This window comes from Photobacterium proteolyticum (genome assembly GCF_001939735.1).
Classification (GTDB): Bacteria; Pseudomonadota; Gammaproteobacteria; order Enterobacterales; family Vibrionaceae; genus Photobacterium; species Photobacterium proteolyticum.
Genome location: NZ_MJIL01000065.1, coordinates 1 through 17,228 on the forward strand (window position 1 = coordinate 1; position 17,228 = coordinate 17,228).

14 protein-coding genes are annotated in these 17,228 nt (G+C 52.9%); 2 read left to right on the forward strand and 12 right to left on the reverse strand.

Annotated features, from left to right (window positions below; genetic code table 11):
• The 7 genes from BIT28_RS10565 to lptD all read right to left on the reverse strand — a co-directional run.
• Nucleotides 1-237 (reverse strand): helix-turn-helix domain-containing protein (locus BIT28_RS10565; protein WP_139310457.1); only part of this gene is annotated, 237 nt, incomplete at its 3' end.
• Nucleotides 238-452: 215 nt separating this feature from the next.
• Entirely contained in the window at nt 453-1,274 is an 822-nt protein-coding gene (locus tag BIT28_RS10570) for a symmetrical bis(5'-nucleosyl)-tetraphosphatase (RefSeq protein ID WP_075763520.1), read from the reverse strand.
• Between the two features lie 8 nt (nt 1,275-1,282).
• On the reverse strand, nt 1,283-1,666 hold the full coding sequence (gene apaG / locus BIT28_RS10575) for a Co2+/Mg2+ efflux protein ApaG (RefSeq protein ID WP_075763521.1): 384 nt from the start codon (nt 1,664-1,666) through the stop codon (nt 1,283-1,285).
• 74 nt (nt 1,667-1,740) lie between these two features.
• Entirely contained in the window at nt 1,741-2,559 is an 819-nt protein-coding gene (gene rsmA / locus BIT28_RS10580; RefSeq protein WP_075763522.1) for a 16S rRNA (adenine(1518)-N(6)/adenine(1519)-N(6))-dimethyltransferase RsmA, read from the reverse strand.
• Entirely contained in the window at nt 2,556-3,548 is a 993-nt protein-coding gene (gene pdxA / locus BIT28_RS10585) for a 4-hydroxythreonine-4-phosphate dehydrogenase PdxA (RefSeq protein ID WP_075763523.1), read from the reverse strand. The genes rsmA and pdxA overlap by 4 nt, the downstream gene beginning before the upstream one ends.
• Nucleotides 3,535-4,839 carry a peptidylprolyl isomerase SurA gene (surA, locus tag BIT28_RS10590; RefSeq protein ID WP_075763524.1) on the reverse strand — a complete coding sequence of 435 codons (1,305 nt, stop codon included), beginning with the start codon at nt 4,837-4,839 and terminating at the stop codon, nt 3,535-3,537. Before surA ends, pdxA begins: the two co-directional genes overlap by 14 nt.
• Before the next feature lie 68 nt (nt 4,840-4,907).
• Nucleotides 4,908-7,265: an LPS assembly protein LptD gene (gene lptD / locus BIT28_RS10595; protein WP_075763525.1), complete on the reverse strand. Its 2,358-nt coding sequence runs from the start codon at nt 7,263-7,265 to the stop codon at nt 4,908-4,910.
• Nucleotides 7,266-7,457: 192 nt separating this feature from the next.
• On the opposite strand from lptD, the gene djlA reads away from it, so the two are divergent.
• Nucleotides 7,458-8,303, forward strand: coding sequence for a co-chaperone DjlA (gene djlA, locus BIT28_RS10600; protein WP_075763526.1), 846 nt, complete (start codon nt 7,458-7,460; stop codon nt 8,301-8,303).
• Between the two features lie 73 nt (nt 8,304-8,376).
• Here the strand turns inward: djlA and BIT28_RS10605 are convergent, their stop codons facing one another.
• The 3 genes from BIT28_RS10605 to rapA form a co-directional block, all read right to left on the reverse strand.
• Nucleotides 8,377-9,330, reverse strand: coding sequence for a D-2-hydroxyacid dehydrogenase (locus BIT28_RS10605; protein WP_075763527.1), 954 nt, complete (start codon nt 9,328-9,330; stop codon nt 8,377-8,379).
• Between the two features lie 83 nt (nt 9,331-9,413).
• Nucleotides 9,414-10,121, reverse strand: a complete 708-nt coding sequence (gene rluA / locus BIT28_RS10610) for a bifunctional tRNA pseudouridine(32) synthase/23S rRNA pseudouridine(746) synthase RluA (protein ID WP_075763528.1) — start codon at nt 10,119-10,121, stop codon at nt 9,414-9,416.
• A gap of 161 nt (nt 10,122-10,282) precedes the next feature.
• On the reverse strand, nt 10,283-13,201 hold the full coding sequence (gene rapA, locus BIT28_RS10615) for an RNA polymerase-associated protein RapA (protein WP_075763529.1): 2,919 nt from the start codon (nt 13,199-13,201) through the stop codon (nt 10,283-10,285).
• Nucleotides 13,202-13,509: 308 nt separating this feature from the next.
• Here rapA and BIT28_RS10620 point away from each other — a divergent pair, with 308 nt between their 5' ends.
• Nucleotides 13,510-14,886, forward strand: coding sequence for a PhoH family protein (locus BIT28_RS10620; protein ID WP_075763530.1), 1,377 nt, complete (start codon nt 13,510-13,512; stop codon nt 14,884-14,886).
• Nucleotides 14,887-14,933: 47 nt separating this feature from the next.
• On the opposite strand, the gene thiQ is transcribed toward BIT28_RS10620, so the two are convergent.
• Nucleotides 14,934-15,659 carry a thiamine ABC transporter ATP-binding protein gene (thiQ, locus tag BIT28_RS10625; RefSeq protein ID WP_075763531.1) on the reverse strand — a complete coding sequence of 242 codons (726 nt, stop codon included), beginning with the start codon at nt 15,657-15,659 and terminating at the stop codon, nt 14,934-14,936.
• The gene (gene thiP / locus BIT28_RS10630; protein WP_175577517.1) at nt 15,659-17,215 is read right to left on the reverse strand and encodes a thiamine/thiamine pyrophosphate ABC transporter permease ThiP; all 1,557 of its coding nucleotides are present in this window, start codon (nt 17,213-17,215) and stop codon (nt 15,659-15,661) included. The genes thiQ and thiP overlap by 1 nt, the downstream gene beginning before the upstream one ends.
• Nucleotides 17,216-17,228 lie beyond the last annotated feature (13 nt).

The following is a 17,228-nucleotide window of genomic DNA, read 5'->3' on the forward strand; positions in this document are numbered from 1 at the left end:
GGCAGGTGTTTCTTTGGATTTAGACATTGGAGAGTGCTCTATTGGCTTCGACCAATCCAACTTACCATGCTTTCTGAGCCAGACAAGAACGGTACTTCGCCCTTGAATGCCATAGTGAGCCTGGGCCTGCTTGTATGTCATCTCGCCCTTTTCAACTTGGGCAACAACAGCTAATTTAAAGCCCATTGTGTAATCTCGCTGAGAGCGCTTTGCGACTGTTTTATTTGAAGAGTTCATTGATAAGTCTCCAAAGTGTCAACTTATCTCAGGACGGCACANTTGGGCAACAACAGCTAATTTAAAGCCCATTGTGTAATCTCGCTGAGAGCGCTTTGCGACTGTTTTATTTGAAGAGTTCATTGATAAGTCTCCAAAGTGTCAACTTATCTCAGGACGGCACATTATTAATAACTAAAAAGGCCTGGTGGTAACCAGGCCTTTTAATATGTCGTTTATTCAGCGTGAACCGGGCAGGGTTTGACGAACCTGGCTCCGTCTTCCCAGCGCAGCAGTGTCATGCTGTTACCCCAGACACAGCCTGTATCCAGCCCTATGACTTGCTGGTCCTCATGACCCATAAGCGCCGCCCAGTGGCCGAAGATCACCTTTTTGCCGAGTGGTTGCTGTCTTGGTAGTTCAAACCAAGGCTGAAGCGGTCCGGTTTCAGGGTGATCCGGCGAGAGCTTGCAGTCCATATCGAGTCTGCCGTCCGGATAGCAAAAACGCATCCGGGTAAAGGCATTGATCGTGTAGCGGTACTGTTCGATCCCGCTAAGATCCGGTGTCCAGTAATCAGGACCGTTACCGTACATGTTTCTCAGCAGCCATAGATAGTCATCGCTTCGCAGGCAGGCCTCGACCTCTCTGGCTTGTTGGCGGGCTGTCGTCAGATCCCATTGGGGAGAAATACCGGCATGGGCCATGGCCAAAGGGTGTTGCGGGTGCTCGGCAAGCAAGGGCTGCCGGCGTAACCACTCGAGGAGCTCTTCGCAGTCCGGTGCATCTAGGATCGGTTGGACTTTATCCCGGTTCTTTACCTTGGCAAGACCATTGGCGGCGGCAAGCAGGTGAAGATCATGGTTGCCGAGAACGGTGGTTGCCCTGTCGCCCAGTTCTTTGACAAAGCGTAGTGTTTCCAGTGATTTTGGGCCTCGGGCGACGAGATCGCCTGACAGCCATAATTCATCCTGTTGCGGGTTAAACTTGGCCTGTTCAAGTAGATCGCAGAGATCGTCAAAGCAGCCTTGAATATCACCGACAAGGTAGGTCGACATAGCAAACCTCAGTGAAGAAGATTGGGAATAGAGAGTCTAAATGGCGATATTTCGGCCTTGAACTCGTCTCCCTGTTCATTGACCATGCCGTAGTGACCTTGCATGACCCCGAGTGGGGTTTCGATAATGGTACCGCTGGTATAGGTATATTCTTCATTGGCCGCAATTTTCGGCTGCTCGCCAACAACGCCTTCACCGTCAATAACCAGTTTTTTGCCATTGGCGTCCGTGATCAGCCAGTGGCGATTGAGTAGCTGTGCCTCACCATTACCCAGGTTTCGGATAGTAATGGTATATGAGAACACATAGCGCTGGTTTTCTGGTTCTGATTGATCTTCGATGTAGTGGGTCACTACTCTGCACTTGATTGTGGGGATAGCCTTGGTCGTCAATGTCTTGCTTCCTTTCGTAGGCAGCTCGTCAGGGCCCGCCTAGTATTACAGCCAAGCCCTGATGATCTAATCAATTATTTTGATGGGGTGTGATTGGCATCCAGCCAATTTGCCATAGCAACAAACTGCTCCAAGGTGAGATTTTCAGGACGCATACCCGGATTAATCCCCAACTCTTCCAGTTGCTCAACACTCATTAGTGCTTTGTAACAGTTGCGAATTGTCTTACGACGCTGGTTGAAGCCTTCACGGCAAACACGGTCTAACCACTTAAGGTTAGTACATGGATGCGGCAAGGTTTCATATGGTGTTAGACGGACTACTGCTGAATCTACTTTTGGTGCAGGCTTGAATGACTCAGGCGGCACTTCCAGTACAGGCATAACACGGCAGTAGTATTGGGTCATCACAGTTAGACGACCATACGCCTTACTGCCCGGACCGGCTGCCAGACGGTTAACCACTTCTTTTTGTAGCATGAAGTGCATGTCTTCAACGTGCTGGTGGAATGACAGCAGGTGAAAGATCAGTGGTGTCGAGATGTTGTACGGCAGGTTACCAAAAATACGTAGCTTATTGTTTTCCTTGATCAGCTGCGTGAAATCGAAACGCATCGCATCGCCTTCGTGGATAGTTAGCTTATCTGCTAGATCCGGGTGATTACGAAGACGTTCTGCCAAGTCGCGGTCAAGCTCGATCACAGAGAATTTATCAACCAGTTTACCTACTGGCTCTGTGATGGCACCAAGACCTGGGCCGATCTCAATCAGGTTTTGACCTGGTCGAGGATTGATAGCCGATACAATGCCATCAATGATGTATGGGTCGTTCAAAAAGTTCTGGCCAAAGCGCTTACGGGCGCGGTGACCTAGGTGGACTTGATCGCTGCTCATGCTTGTTTTTCTACCAATTCGAGGGCGTGTGATAGCGCTGTCCAAAGGCTACCCGTGTCCGCCTGTCCAGTACCTGCGAGTTCCAGTGCGGTACCATGATCTACTGAGGTTCTGATAAAGGGCAGGCCTAACGTAATGTTGACTGACTTGCCAAAGCCTTTGAATTTAAGCACTGGCAGCCCCTGATCGTGATACATGGCCAACACTGTATCAGCATCGGCCAGATATTTTTCCTGGAAGATAGTATCTGCTGGCAAGGGGCCGACAAGATCCATACCTTCCTGTTGGCGAAGTTGCTCAAGAGCTGGCGAGATCACGTCTATCTCTTCCGTTCCCAAACAGCCATCTTCGCCTGCATGCGGGTTGAGGCCGCAGACATAAATTTTAGGTTGTTCTATACCGAATTTGCTGACCAAGTCGGCGTGCAGAATACGAATAACCTGCTGCAGCCGTGCCTCTGTGACGGCCTTGGACACATAAGCCAGCGGGATGTGAGTCGTCACAAGTGCCACTCGGAGCCCTTCGGTTGCCAGCATCATGACGACCTGAGCGGTATCTGAACGCTGAGCAAAAAATTCGGTATGACCGCTGAAGGCAACCCCGGCACGGTTGATGACTCCTTTATGCACAGGACCGGTCACTACCGCAGAAAATTCGCCGCTCATACAACCATCGGCTGCCAGGCCTAGAGTCTCAAGGACATAGTGGCCATTGAGCTCATTCAGCTCTCCGGCCTTGACTGGAGCCTTTAGCTCATGATTGGCGATAACCAGGGTCCCGGCCTTGTGAGGCTGGGCCGGTTGCGCCGGATCATAGTCAACAACAGTCAGTGGCAATCCCAACTGGGCTGCACGTTCTACCATAAGCTGGGCGTTAGCACAAATAACCAGTTCATGGGGCCAGTCATGCTGGGCGAGGGCAAGCACCAGATCGGGACCAATTCCCGCAGGCTCACCAGGAGTTATTGCTATACGTTTAACCTTGGTCATTGGCGTTTTCCGGTTGTTCGATATAGGCACCGGCGCGAAGTTCTTGCAACCAGGCCTGAGCTTCTTCGTTAAATTTACGGCTGAAGAGGATACGGTATGCTCGGTTCTTGACAGCAGCATCAGTACGATCGACATCACGGCGTTCAATCACTTCCACAATGTGCCAGCCGTGAACGGTCTTGAACGGCTCGCTGATCATGCCTGTTGGGAGTGTTTCCACTTTATCTTTAAATTCAGGAACATAAATATCAGGTGTTTGCCAGCCCAGCTCACCGCCGTTTGCGGCCGAGCCCGGATCGACGCTGAGTGCCTGTGCCGCATCAGCAAAGCTCTGTTCCCCGGCAAGGATGGCGCGGCGCGCTTTTTCTAACTGGCGCTGGGCCCCTTCGTCGCTCATGATCACAGAAGTTTTCACCAGAATATGGCGTGCATTCACCTCGGTAACAGAAATGGTTTCCAGCCCCTGAACGTCGTTGATTTTCAGAATGTGGTAGCCCACACCGCTGCGGAACGGACCGATAATGGCGCCTTTTCCGCCGGATTTGATTTGGTCGGCAAAGATGGTCGGCATCTCTTCCTTGCGCATCCAGCCCCATTCACCACCCTGCAGAGCCTTAGGCCCCTTGGAATAGCTATAGGCAAGGTTGGCAAAGTCAGCGCCGTTGTTGAGCTCTTTGACTAGCTGGGTCGCCTGAGACAATGCCTCGCTCTTCTCGGCCGAACTGGCATCTTCGCTTACGCGTAGCTGAATATGGCTGATGTTAAAGCTGACGCCTTGCTGGGTCTGCTTTTCGAGCTGCTCGGCTAGGGTATCGACTTCCTGTGGCAAGATATTAATCCGTCGGCGAACCTGAATGGTTCTCGCCTCGCTGGCGGTAATATCACGTCGCATCTGCTCGCGGAATACGGCAAAGCTAATTCCATTGTCGACAAGCATTTGCTGTAATTGGGCTACGGTCATATTGCGCTCAGCGGCGATTTGATTGATAGCCTGATCAAGGCGGGTATCATCAATTCGGATCCCGAACTGCTGTGCCTGCTGAAGCTGAAGCGTCTCGATGATCAGCTTTTCCATGACCTGTTCAGACAGGATATCGCTCGACGGCAACGGCTGGTTTTGACGGGCTGCATTCATCTGGACGGTTTTGAGCATCGCATCAACGTCACTTTGCAGGATCACACTGTCGTTGACGATAGTCACAACCTTGTCAAGTTCTCGCGGGGCAGCAATGCTGCCGGCAGCCAGGCTCCATAGGGTCAGGCCTAGCAGTGAAGACTTCCACTTTTTCATACATCTTTCCATTATGCGCTGAGGCGCGTTAAATCGGCTTACATCGTGGCCAAATGCCACGACGCCTGTTAGTTGTTGAGATAGAACGGTCTACCGTACGCAATTGCGTTACCGCTGGCTGTTGCTGCGCCTACTGCAGGAACACCGGCTAGTCCCAGCAGGCTGAACGAGATACTGAAGTTTTGCTCATATTCAGCCGGAGCAGTATTTACGTTGCTGCGCGACATCAGGTATTCGTTATAGCCAAGGCTGATCATCCAGCAGGCAGAGCGGTAGTTCAGAGTGATCTGGCCTTCCAGCATCTGGTTCTCAGTCAAGTCATGGTAATAGTCACCACGCAGGCTCAGGCCACCATAGACAGGGAAGCCAGCCGAGAAACCGAGCTGCGAGATCCCGTCTTCAGTGTAGTTATCTATCTGGTTATTATCAGGCAGGCTTTGCTTGATATAATCTTTCGAGACATAGCGATAGTTTAGCTGACTAAAGAGTGCGTTCTCGCGATATTCCATAGCCGCATTGGCTAGCTGCATTTCCCGCTTGCTGGCATCATATTGAAGCCCGCCATGGAAGAAGAGCCAGTCATCGTAGTTAAAATCAGATTCGAAGGCTGTCGCCGAATAGTTCGGTGTTGACTCACTGTCTTCGGTCAGGTTACGGCCAGCGTCATTGAGGTAGAAAATCTGACCGAATGACAGGTTGAAGCGCTCGACAAAATCTTCGTCAAAGAAGCGGGTGCTGGCCCCGACGGTAAACTGGTTGGCCGCGGCAATGCGATCGACGCTGGAGTAGCGTTTATCACGGAACAGGCCGTAATAGTCTGTCTGTAGCAGCGTTGTATCATAGCTGCCAAAGATATCCTGTTGTTCGACATCTTTGACAAACAGGTACTGCACTTGAGGCTCCAGGCTCTGGGTGTAGTTCTCGCCCCATAACAGGGCATCGCGTTCCAGATAGAGGCCACTGTGGATCCGTATACTTGGTATAGAACGCGTTGCGGTTTCTTCGAGTGTTTCCAGGCCGGCTACGCTGCTGTCGAAGTCCTGATTATAGTAGGTATACATCAGTTTGGCCTCGGAGGTGATAGACCACCAAGGGGTTGAATACGGCAGAGTTAACGTTGGCTCGAGGTGAACACGATCGGCAGAGGGTTTCTCTGCGGCATCGTTTTCAAAACGGCTGACATGGCTGTGTAGATTGAAATCCAGCCCATAGCCCATATTCGGGCGATAATAGTTAAACTCCAGCTGTGGCATCAGGCGATAGTTGGAAGACACCCCCAGCGTCAAAGGCTGGAAGTCACGTACTCGCAATGTCGAGTCCCAGTACAGGTCACGATAGGAAACCTCGCCCTTTTGAAGCAAGTTGTTGTCTTCGCGCTCGCCAATGCTGGAGTCGATATCGGAGAAGTAGGTGACATCACTGACCTTGCTATAGTCGATATCAAACAGCCAGTGTCGGTTATATGTACCGCCGTGCGACCAGTTGAAAGCCCAACGAGCATCTTTGTCTGCGGCATTTTTATCATCACCAAGATATTCGCCACTTAAGCTGCCACTGCCCGCTTCGGTCAGGTAACGAAACTCCGAATTAAGCTGCAGGCCCCGGTTACTCATGTACTTTGGGGTAATGGTCATGTCGTAGTTGGGGGCGATGTTCCAGTAAAACGGCGTTTCCAGCTCAAAACCATCGCGAGAGCCATAACTCAGTGACGGATAGAGGAAACCGGTCAGACGTTCGTCACCGACGGGTACCCGCAAGTATGGCATATAAAATACCGGCACATCAGCGACTTCAAAGCGGGCATTATATAAATCGGCAAACGGCGAGTCGCTTTCACGTTCGATGCTGGTAGCCGAGAACTGCCAGCTCTTGTCGCCAGGCGGGCAGGTGGTGTAGGTGCCATTTTTCAGTCGGTAGTAGGAGATACCGTTTTTAGTAATTCGCTCGGCCTCGCCACGTCCTGCTTCACAGGTCATGTTGTACACCGCGTTATCCATTTCAGAGTCTTCGGTGTCGAGGTTACTTTGAATACGGTCGGAATAGACCTCTACCGTGCCGTCATGGAAGTAGACGTTGCCTTCAGCCGTAACGATATTTTCTGGCTGGTGCAAAGTTGCGGTATCGGCAGCGACGGTACGATTGCCTTGCTGCAGTACGACATCACCCGAGTAGGTGAGCTTCTGGTTCGGTTTGGCTTCTGCTTTGTCGGCTGAGACCTTGATGGGCTCGTTGTTGACATCCTCTGGCATATCCTGAGGCGCAATACAGACGCCTCTAACCATTTCCAGTTCGCTATTTTTGCCATTGACAGCCGCAGACTCATCATTGACATCTTCGCTTGGTGCGGGGTTTTCGTAAGCCATTGCGGGACCATAAAGCGCAAGGCTGATCATGGTGGCCAATAAGCTGCGGGAGGTTAATGACATCTAATTAAACTTTCCTGTATTCAAGTTTCAGCGCATATCAGAAACGAATCGGTGGCGCTTTTTACAAGCTTTCCCGATAAATGACAGCTATCATAATGCAAATTCTGTCCGACGGCATCTTTTCGCGTTATTGTGTCGGGGATATATCAGAAAAAAATTTTCTAAATTTAGCAAATTACCAGAGAGTAGAGAATGCAGGTTTGGGGTAAGATTTTAGGCGCATTTTTTGGTTTCCTTCTTGGTGGGCCGTTCGGTTTGTTGTTAGGCCTCTTTTTGGGCCATAAGTTCGATAAAGCCAGATCAAAAATTTACACTCGCGGCGGATTTGGCGGTTTCGGTAGCAGCCAGGCAGGTAGTGCCGAGCGACAGGCGGAATTTTTCCATGCCGGTTTTGCCGTTATGGGCCATATGGCCAAGGCCAAGGGCCGGGTTACCGAAGACGAAATCCGGGTTGCCAGTGCAATTATGGACCGCATGAGCCTGCATGGCGAATCTCGCCGGCAGGCCCAAAACGCTTTCCGGGAAGGCAAGGAGGAAGACTTTCCGCTGGAGGAAACCCTGGCAAAAGTGCGGATGAGCTGTGCTGGCAGGGCTGATCTTCTGCAGTTCTTTCTTGAGCTGCAAATCCAGGCAGCATTTGCCGATGGCAGCCTGCATTCGAGCGAGCGTCAACTGCTGTATGTGATTGCCCGTAGTCTTGGCTTCTCTGAGCGTCAGCTTGAGCAGCGTTTGCATATGCAGGAAGCGGCTTTCCGTTTTCAGCAGGGGGGCTTCAACCAGCAATATCAGCAACAGGGCGCGTTCCGGCAGGCACCTACCAAGGATCAGCTTGCTGATGCCTATGAATTGCTGGGAGTCTCTGAGTCAGCCTCGGCGCAGGAGCTAAAGCGGGCATACCGTAAGCAAATGAACGAACACCATCCTGACAAGCTGGCCGCCAAGGGGCTGCCGCCGGAAATGATGGAGCTGGCTAAGGAGAAAACCCAGCAACTGCAGGCCGCCTATGATCTGATCCGCAAAGAGAAAGGGTTAAAGTAAGAATATTGGCCCCCTTCCCCCCTTGAAAAAAAGGGGGGGGGATTTTGAGCCCATACAGGAAGTTGTGTGTTTCTTAAACCACGTTCTGTGGCTTCCCTTCAACGAACCGGTTTAGGTTGTCGATAAGCTGATTGGCAAGAGTCTGAATGGCTGAATCAGATCCCCAGGCTACATGGGGAGTGAGTAGCAGATTTGGCAAATGGGCGTGGGCAACCAGCGGGTTACTGTCATCGGCTGGTTCTTCGGTAAAGACATCGACACCGGCACCGCCAATTTCTCCCTGCTGAAGCGCATTGACCAGCGCCTGTTCGTCAACGAGGCCGCCTCGCCCGGTGTTGATTAACAGGCTAGATGGTTTCATTTGCCTCAGTTCTTGCCGGCCTATCAGGTTGGCTGTCTCTGCCGTCAAAGGACAGTGCAGCGTCAGGATATCAGCCTGTTCCACAACGTCTGAAAACGGGGTGTAGCCCTCTCGGCACTTCGATTGACCTTTGCGTTCGGCAAACAGTACTTTCATTCCTAGCGCTTGTGCCAGCTTTGCGACTGCCTGTCCCAGGCTACCGCTGCCGATGATCCCCAATGTCGAGCCATTGATGTCGCCGATTGGGTGGGTGAAAAAGCAAAACTGTTTTTTCTGTTGCCAAACGCCTGCCTGGATATCCTGATGGTAGCCCATCAGGTTCCGTCGCAGGGCAAACATCATGGCAATGACATGTTCCGGTACCGAGTCGCAGGCGTAGCCGCGGATATTGCTGACGGTAATGCCGTGCTGGTGGCAGTAGTCCAGATCGACATTGTTGGTGCCGGTGGCCGCAATGGCGACCATCTTCAGGCGAGGAAGCTGGCTCAGTATATTGGTATCAAGCACGACTTTATTGCTGATGGCAATGGTGGCCTGCTGCAGGCGGCTGAGGACCTGCTGCGGTGCCGTTGCCGGGTACTGGTGCCATTCGTGGCTAAAATTCGGCTGAGGCAGTTGGATATGGGCGGGAATTGTGTCCCGATCGAGAAAGACTATGTTTTCCATAGGCTGGCAGCAGGCTCCAAAGTTGGTCTGATTTTGGTATCAATCAGTTAACACCAACTTTGGGGCCAATCTCAACCCGGAGGTTAATTTTCTTGATCCGGGAGAGTCTTGCAAGGTGCACCCGGATAAAAGTCACACGGTGCGAACAGGTGCATTGGTTGCTCTGTGGTGGGCTGAACAAAGGTCAGTTCGGCGGCATGGAGCTGCAGTCTCGGGGCGGCCTGCCGGGCTTCCTCATGGGCGTAGAAGCGATCGCCTAGGATAGGGTGGCCCAGCGCCAGCATATGGACTCTGAGCTGGTGAGAGCGACCAGTAACAGGGCGCATGCGCACTAGGGTTGCGTTGTCTTCGCGGGCGATGACCTGATAGTGGGTGACCGAAGGCTTACCGTCGTCGAAACAGACTTTTTGCTTCGGGCGATTTGGCCAGTCGCAGATCAACGGCAGGTCAACGGTACCGCTGTCTTGCTCAACATGGCCCCAGACTCTGGCATAGTAAACTTTTTCTGTCATGCGCTCGCGAAACTGCTTCTGCAGGTGACGTTCGGCCTCTTTGTTGATGGCAAGCACGATCAAGCCCGATGTGGCCATATCCAGGCGATGAACAAGATGCGCTTCGGAATATTCCTGAAGTACCCGGCTGTACACGCTGTCGTGGTGGATAGGATCACGGCCAGGGTTTGAAAGCAAACCGGATGGTTTGTTGATGGCAACAATATCGTTGTCGAGATGCAGAACATCCAGCCACGGCTCAACGGGCGGATTATAGTCCAGCAAAGGCAATGGTTTCATGGTTCGCTCGGGCTGACTGATTTCGAAGCGGGGGATAATAGCACGGTGGCAAGCCTCGAGTATGGAAAAAGGCGGAAAAAGAAAACCGCCTGGCAGCGATGGGCTGCCAGGCGGTTAGTTCGTTAGAGTTGCTTCACTATGATTGTTGGTCTTGGCGGGTATTAGCCGTGGCTGACAACAATCAGACGTAGCGAGTCCAGCTGAACCTGGGCTTTGGCAATATAGCCTGTCAGCTCCTGGATCTGGGACTCAATGAGCTCCAGCTCGTCATCACGGATGTTCGGGTTGACGGCTTTCAGCGCCTGGAGACGATCGAGCTCTGCACGCAGGTTAGCTTCCATATCGGCTTGGGCTGTATCGCGCACGGTGACCAGCTCTTTGGCGACAGCCTGTTCGGCATGTTCGATCAGGACGTGAATATCTTTCTGTACCGAGTTAACCAGCTTGCTGGCCAGATGACGGTTCACCGGGCTCAGCTGACGGTTAAAGCCTTCGAACTCCACGTTCGCCGATAGGTTGTTGCCTTTGGCATCAAGCAGAATACGGATTGGCGTCTGCGGCAGGAAGCGGCCGATGCCGGACTGTTTCGGTGCCTGCGCATCCACGACATAGACCAGCTCAAGCAACAGGGTACCGGCAGGAAGTGCCTTGTTCTTCAGCAGGGAAACGGCTGTTGTGCCCACACCTTCTGAAAGCAATAAATCGATACCGCCCTGAATCATCGGGTGTTCCCAACTGATAAAGTGCAGATCTTCGCGAGATAACGCGGTTTCTCGCTCAAAGGTGATGGTACAGCCGTCATAAGGCAGACCCGGGTAGCTGGCAACCATCATGTGCTCTGACGGCGTGACGACAATGGCATTTTCACCTTTGTCATCCTGGTTCAGGCCGATGGTATCGAACAGGCCGAGGGCGAAGGTGACCAGGTTGGTATCCCCGTCCTTGGCTGCGATTTGGCTAACCAGCTCGTTTGCCGTCTCGCCACCGTTGGAGTGAATTTCCAACAGGCGGTCACGGCCTTGCTCAAGCTTGCCTTTCAGTTCGCGGTGCATTGTCGCACTGCGCTCAATCAGCTGTTCTAACGCTTCGCCGTCATGGGTATCACTGGCCAGCAGGGAAATAAGATCGCTACTGAATGCATCGTAGATGGCGCGGCCTGTCGGACAGGTTTCCTCGAAGGCATTGAGGCCTTCGTTATACCAGCGCGCCAACAGGGCCTGAGAGGTGCCCTGCAGGTGAGGAACATGAATTTCGATATCGCGCTTTTGGCCAATGCGGTCGAGACGGCCGATACGCTGTTCTAGCAGATCCGGGTTGTTCGGAAGATCGAACATCACCAGTTGGTTGGCAAACTGGAAGTTACGGCCTTCCGAGCCAATTTCCGAGCAAAGCAGCACCTGGGCGCCGGCCTCGTCCTGGGCAAAGTAAGCTGCTGCCTTATCACGTTCGATGATCGACATGCCTTCATGGAAGACGGTTGCCCGGATCCCTTCACGCTCGCGCAGTGCCTGCTCAAGAGTCAATGCCGTTTGGGCGCGGGAGCAAATGACCAGTACCTTCTCATTGCGGTTTGCCATTAGCATATCCAGCAGCCAGTTCACGCGTGGATCAAAGTTCCACCAGGTCGCTGATTCACCCTCGAATTCCTGGTAGATGTCCTCTGGGTACAGCAGTTTGATTGCCTTTTGCTCTTCAGACATTTTGCCACCCATCATGCTGGCAACACGCATGGCCGTCTGGTACTGGCTCGGTAGAGCAAGCGGGTACATGTTCAGGTGACGCTGCGGGAAGCCTTTGACGGCGGCACGGGTATTACGGAAAAGCACCCGGCCGGTACCGTGGCGGTCCATCAGGTTGTCAATCAGCTCCTGACGGGCCGTGCTTTGCTGTTCTTCATCGATATCCTGAGATTCGATGATCCGCAGCATCGGTTCGATATCCTGCTCCGGCAGCAGCTCGGTCAGACTGTTCTGGGCGGCATCATCGAGCTTCTCGCCCGATAACAGGCGGGAGACGGCATCCGCTACAGGGGCGTACTGGCGCTCCTCCTCGACGAAGGCTGCGTAATCGTAGAAGCGATCGGGATCGAGCAGGCGCAGGCGGGCAAAGTGACTCTCGTGGCCCAGTTGCTCTGGCGTTGCGGTTAGCAGCAGGACGCCCGGACTTTTTTCTGCCAGTGCTTCAACCACCTGGTATTGGCGGCTAGGAGCATCCTCGCTCCATTCCAGATGGTGGGCTTCATCGACAACCAGCAGATCCCAGTCGGCTTCGAGGGCTTGCTCGAAGCGACGACGGCTCTTGCGCAGGAAATCCAGCGAGCACAGGACATACTGTGCGGTATCAAACGGGTTGGCCGAATCAGCATAGGCCTCGACACAGCGCTCTTCGTCAAAGATTGAAAAGTGCAAGTTGAAACGGCGCATCATCTCGACCAGCCACTGGTGCTGCAGGGTCTCCGGCACCAGGATCAGAATTCGTTCTGCACGGCCAGACAGTACCTGCTGGTGGATGATCATACCGGCTTCGATGGTCTTACCCAGACCGACCTCATCGGCAAGCAAGACACGCGGCGCATAGCGGCGACCGACCTCGTGGGCAATGTACAACTGGTGCGGGATCAGGCCGGCACGCATGCCACACAGGCCACGCAACGGACTTTTATGTTGTTCGTACTGGTTCTTTAGTGCGCGGTAGCGAAGGGCAAAGCGATCCATACGGTCGATTTGGCCGGCAAACAGCTTGTCCTGCGGCTTGTTGAAACGGATTTGGTTGCTGAGGAAGATCTCGCGAAGCTGAACATTTTCCTCATCGGTATCGGTACGGGTACCGATGTAGGTGAAGACGCCGCCGGCTTCTTCGACCTGTTCGACCTTCAGAGACCAGCCTTCATGGCTTTCAACCACATCGCCGACATTAAACATTACGCGGGTAACGGGGGCATCATTTCGTGCATACAGGCGGTTCTCTTCACTGGCTGAGAACATCAAGGTGACAGTACGGGCATCAGCCGCAACGACTGTTCCCAAACCCAGATCACTTTCAGTATCGCTGATCCAACGTTGACCCAAAGCAAATGGCATAGTGGTTAAAACCTTCTAATTATTTGATATTAAGGAGAATGCTAAACCGATGCTCTAACATTTTTGAACTACACTGAGATTAAGTGTAAGCCAGAATCTGCACCGGTAAAAAAGGGGACCAATGTTACTGCATGCTGTGAGTAAGGTCACGGTGAAAGTGACCAGAATTCGCCAAAGTATCTTTAGGCATGATTGTCACAATTCTTTAATTATCTCCGGTCATTAATAGTAACCACATTAATTTGGCATACGCTTACTGAATGAGAGCAATTATTAATTGCTGTCTGCTTGTTACCAAGGAGGTACCTATGGACGATGCTGAACGGAAAGTGTTTGTATTAGATACGAATATTCTGCTTCACGAACCCCTCGCCATTTATTCCTTTAAAGAGCACGATGTCGTTATTCCGATGACAGTGCTAGAAGAGCTGGATCGCATCAAGGACAGCAAGCGGGATGTCTCGCGTGATGCCCGAATCGCGATTCGCGCGCTGGAAGATATCTTTCATGATGCCACCCCCGAACAGATTTCTGCCGGGATCCCTTTTTCTGACCAGGGAGAGAATCAAGGAACCATTGCCATCTTTGCCGACTATGAAGTGACCGAGACCGTGCATGCCTTTGCCGACAAGGCGGGAGACAACCGGATCCTGAACGGGGTACTTTTCTTGCAGGCAGAGTACGCGCCGCGGGAAGTGGTACTGGTCACCAAAGACATTAATATGCGGTTACGGGCCAAAGGAGCCGGCGTTTATTATGTTGATGACTACCGTTCTGATCAGTTAATTGATGATGTCAAACTCCTGACCAAAGGATTTCATAAGTTCTCGGGTGATTTCTGGGAACGGGTTGGCGAGTGCCAGTCAGAAAGCCAAGGGCGCTCGACATTGCATACCTTACCGTCCGAGCTGTTTGAAATGCCGTTTATCAACCAATATCTACTGGACGAGGGATCGGATTTTGCCGCCCGGGTCCATGCGATTGACGGTGAGACGGTGACGCTAAAGGATATTGGCCAGGAGCGATTGATGCATCGCCAGGCCTGGGGGATCCACCCTAAGAATGTCTATCAGGGTATGGCGCTGGATGCGATGATGGATCCGGCTATTGATCTGGTGATCCTGACCGGCCCGGCCGGGTGTGGTAAAACTATTCTGGCCATGGCGGCAGCCCTGGAGCAGGTGATTGAAAAAGGTATGTATGACAAGATCCTTGTCACCCGAAATACACCGGAAATTGCCGAGTCGATTGGTTATCTTCCGGGTACCGAAGAAGAAAAAATGATGCCATGGCTAGCGGCAGTTACCGATACCATGGAAGCGTTGCACAAAAATGATGTCTGTACCGATGGCTCAATGAAGTACATCTACGACAAGGCCAATATTCAATTCAAATCCATTAACTTTATGCGCGGCCGTTCCATTCAGAATGCCTTTGTTCTGTTGGATGAGTGCCAGAACCTAACCGCCTCCCAGATCAAAACCATTATTACCCGTTGCGGGGAGGGCACCAAGATAGTCTGTTCCGGTAACCTGGCACAGATTGATTCCAGCTATTTGTCTCCGGTCACCTCGGGCTTGACGTATATCGTTGAGCGTTTTAAAAATTTCGAGGGCAGTGCCAACATTTATCTCAACGGCGTGGTCCGCAGCCGGTTGGCTGAATTTGCGGAAGAAAACCTGTAACCAATATTTGTGTAGCGAGATTTGAGGGGACGCCTCGAACCTCGCTACTAGCAACCCAGATATTTCTTCAATTCTTTATCTTCCGGCTCTTCCAGTATTTGCTTGGTAGGGCCGAAAACCCTGATCTTCCCTTGTGAAATAAACGCGCACTTACCGGCAATTTTGAGGGCATCTTCCGGGCTATGGGTGACCATGAGCACGCTTGTCTGTTGTTCCCTCGCAAGCGTCTTAACCAGTTCCAGCATCTCTTTGCGCAGTGCCGGATCCAGAGCCGAAAACGGTTCGTCGAGCAGCAGCAAGGGTCTTTTTCGGATCAGGCACCGGGCCAGGGCTACTCGCTGTTTCTGGCCGCCCGAGAGTTGCTCAGGCAGACGATCAAGGTACTTCTGGATCCCGACTCGTGAGGCAGCTACAACAATGTTCTCCTTGTCTTCCTGGCTAAGTTTGAGTCCCGGGTGAAGCCCCAAACCGATATTTTCGAACACGCTTAGATGCGGAAACAGGTTGTGATCCTGAAACAGCAGCGAGAGCGGTCTTTCGGACGGCAGCTGACGGTCGATCGTCTGTCCGGCAATGGTGAGCGTGCCGCTGTCGGGGGCAAGAAAGCCGGCTACCATGGCCAGCAGGGTACTTTTTCCGGCACCGCTCGGACCGATCAGGGCGACGATATCACCGGCTTCGACTTCTAGGTCAAAGGTGAGCCGGGTAGTGTCAGCCTGTCGAGGCTGGTTTGGCTGGGCGTAGCTGTGGGTGAGTTGGTTCAGGGTCAGCATCATGGCGTCCGGATCAGTAATTTTTCAACCAGGGTAAAAATCCCCAGGCTGAGCAGTAGCAGGAACAGAGCAGCAACGGCAGCGGCATCCATCTGGTAGCTGCCAAGTAGCTGGAACAGATACAGCGGCAAGGTTTGAAAGCCCTGGCTGCCAAACAGGGCGATGGCCCCCAAATCTCCCAGAGACAGTACAAAGCCCGTCGCCAGTGCCTGAGCAATGGGCTTGCGCAGAGCGCGCCACTCAACGAGACGCAGACGGGACAGCCCGTACATCCCAAGGCTCTGGCACAGCGGATTATATTGCTGGGCAACATGCAGCATTGGTTGGCTCAGCGTCTTGATCACATAGGGCAGCGCCATCAAGGCGTTGACCCCGACAATAACCCAGAAGGCGGCAGCAAACGCATCGGTGTACTGACGCAGGAGCAGAAAAATGCCGGTACTGAGCACCAGCCCCGGGGTGATCAGGATGATTGTGCCGAGCAGCTCAATACCGTCTGCCGGTAAGTTTTTTTGTTGCAGTCGCCATTGGCGGCTGGTGAGTAAAATAGCGATACCACTGACAAGGGCTATCAGGCAGGATAGCGCAGCAATTTTGAGTGAGTTCAGGATTGCCTGCCATAGCGCAGGCTCGGCTAGCAAACTCGGGAGCTGGCGATTGAGCCCGGCTCCGATCACTGCCAGCAGCGGCGGGATCACCAGCAAGAGGGCAAAACCGATCCACAGTCCGTCCCAGGCCTTTGATTGCCAGTTGTCAAACTGGTTGAGAGGGCGTTGGGTGGTTGAGCCGCTAAGGGTTGGCAGGGGCTTGGCAAAGCGCTGGGTAAACAGTACCAGGCTGCTGCAGATCAGCATTTGCCACAGGGCCAGAATGGCTCCGCCAGCCAAGTCAAAGTCATAGCGAAGCGCCTGATAGATTGCCAGCTCGATGGTTGTGGCTTTCGGGCCGCCGCCCAGTGACATGATCACCGCAAAGCTGGTAAAGCACAGCATAAAAATCAGGCCGATAACATGCGGCAGTTGCTGGCGGATCCGTGGCCAGGCGATAAAACGGAACTTACTCCAGCCCTTAATCCCCAGATGCGTTGCCAACTGGTGCTGCTCGAACGGGATCCCCTCCAGGCTTTGCAGCAAAAGGCGAGTTGCAAGCGGGTAGTTGAGAAAGACATGGGCCAGCAAGATGCCGTTCAGGCCGTAGATTGAAAAGGGCATGGAATGGCCGTAGGCATTGAGCCACCCAGCCAGCAGGCCGCTTTTGCCATAGATAGTCAGCAGGCCGAAAACGGCTACCAGTACTGGCAGTACTAGTGTCATCGCAAACAGACGCAGCAACAAGCCCCGGCCGGGAAACTGGCGCCGTGACAGGGCATAGGCAGTCGGAATAGCCGGGATGATGCTCAGCAGGGTTGATAGCAGAGCCTGGTAGAAGCTAAAGCCGGAGACATGGCGCAGATAAGGGTCCCGCCAGATTTGCAGTGGATTTAGCTCGTTGGCCTGACTGATCAGGGCCAGAATGGCGCTCAGTACCAGAGCGACAATAAGCCCGGCAGAGATCATGCCGGGCAAAGTT

Bases quoted from the DNA above. Each gene is read 5' to 3' on its own strand.
- BIT28_RS10570 (WP_075763520.1), bottom strand. From the start codon at position 1,274: ATGTCGACCTACCTTGTCGGTGATATTCAAGGCTGCTTTGACGATCTC.
- rsmA (WP_075763522.1), bottom strand. From the start codon at position 2,559: ATGAGCAGCGATCAAGTCCACCTAGGTCACCGCGCCCGTAAGCGCTTT.
- pdxA (WP_075763523.1), bottom strand. From the start codon at position 3,548: ATGACCAAGGTTAAACGTATAGCAATAACTCCTGGTGAGCCTGCGGGA.
- surA (WP_075763524.1), bottom strand. From the start codon at position 4,839: ATGAAAAAGTGGAAGTCTTCACTGCTAGGCCTGACCCTATGGAGCCTG.
- lptD (WP_075763525.1), bottom strand. From the start codon at position 7,265: ATGTCATTAACCTCCCGCAGCTTATTGGCCACCATGATCAGCCTTGCG.
- djlA (WP_075763526.1), top strand. From the start codon at position 7,458: ATGCAGGTTTGGGGTAAGATTTTAGGCGCATTTTTTGGTTTCCTTCTT.
- BIT28_RS10605 (WP_075763527.1), bottom strand. From the start codon at position 9,330: ATGGAAAACATAGTCTTTCTCGATCGGGACACAATTCCCGCCCATATC.
- rluA (WP_075763528.1), bottom strand. From the start codon at position 10,121: ATGAAACCATTGCCTTTGCTGGACTATAATCCGCCCGTTGAGCCGTGG.
- rapA (WP_075763529.1), bottom strand. From the start codon at position 13,201: ATGCCATTTGCTTTGGGTCAACGTTGGATCAGCGATACTGAAAGTGAT.
- BIT28_RS10620 (WP_075763530.1), top strand. From the start codon at position 13,510: ATGGACGATGCTGAACGGAAAGTGTTTGTATTAGATACGAATATTCTG.
- thiQ (WP_075763531.1), bottom strand. From the start codon at position 15,659: ATGCTGACCCTGAACCAACTCACCCACAGCTACGCCCAGCCAAACCAG.
- thiP (WP_175577517.1), bottom strand. From the start codon at position 17,215: ATGATCTCTGCCGGGCTTATTGTCGCTCTGGTACTGAGCGCCATTCTG.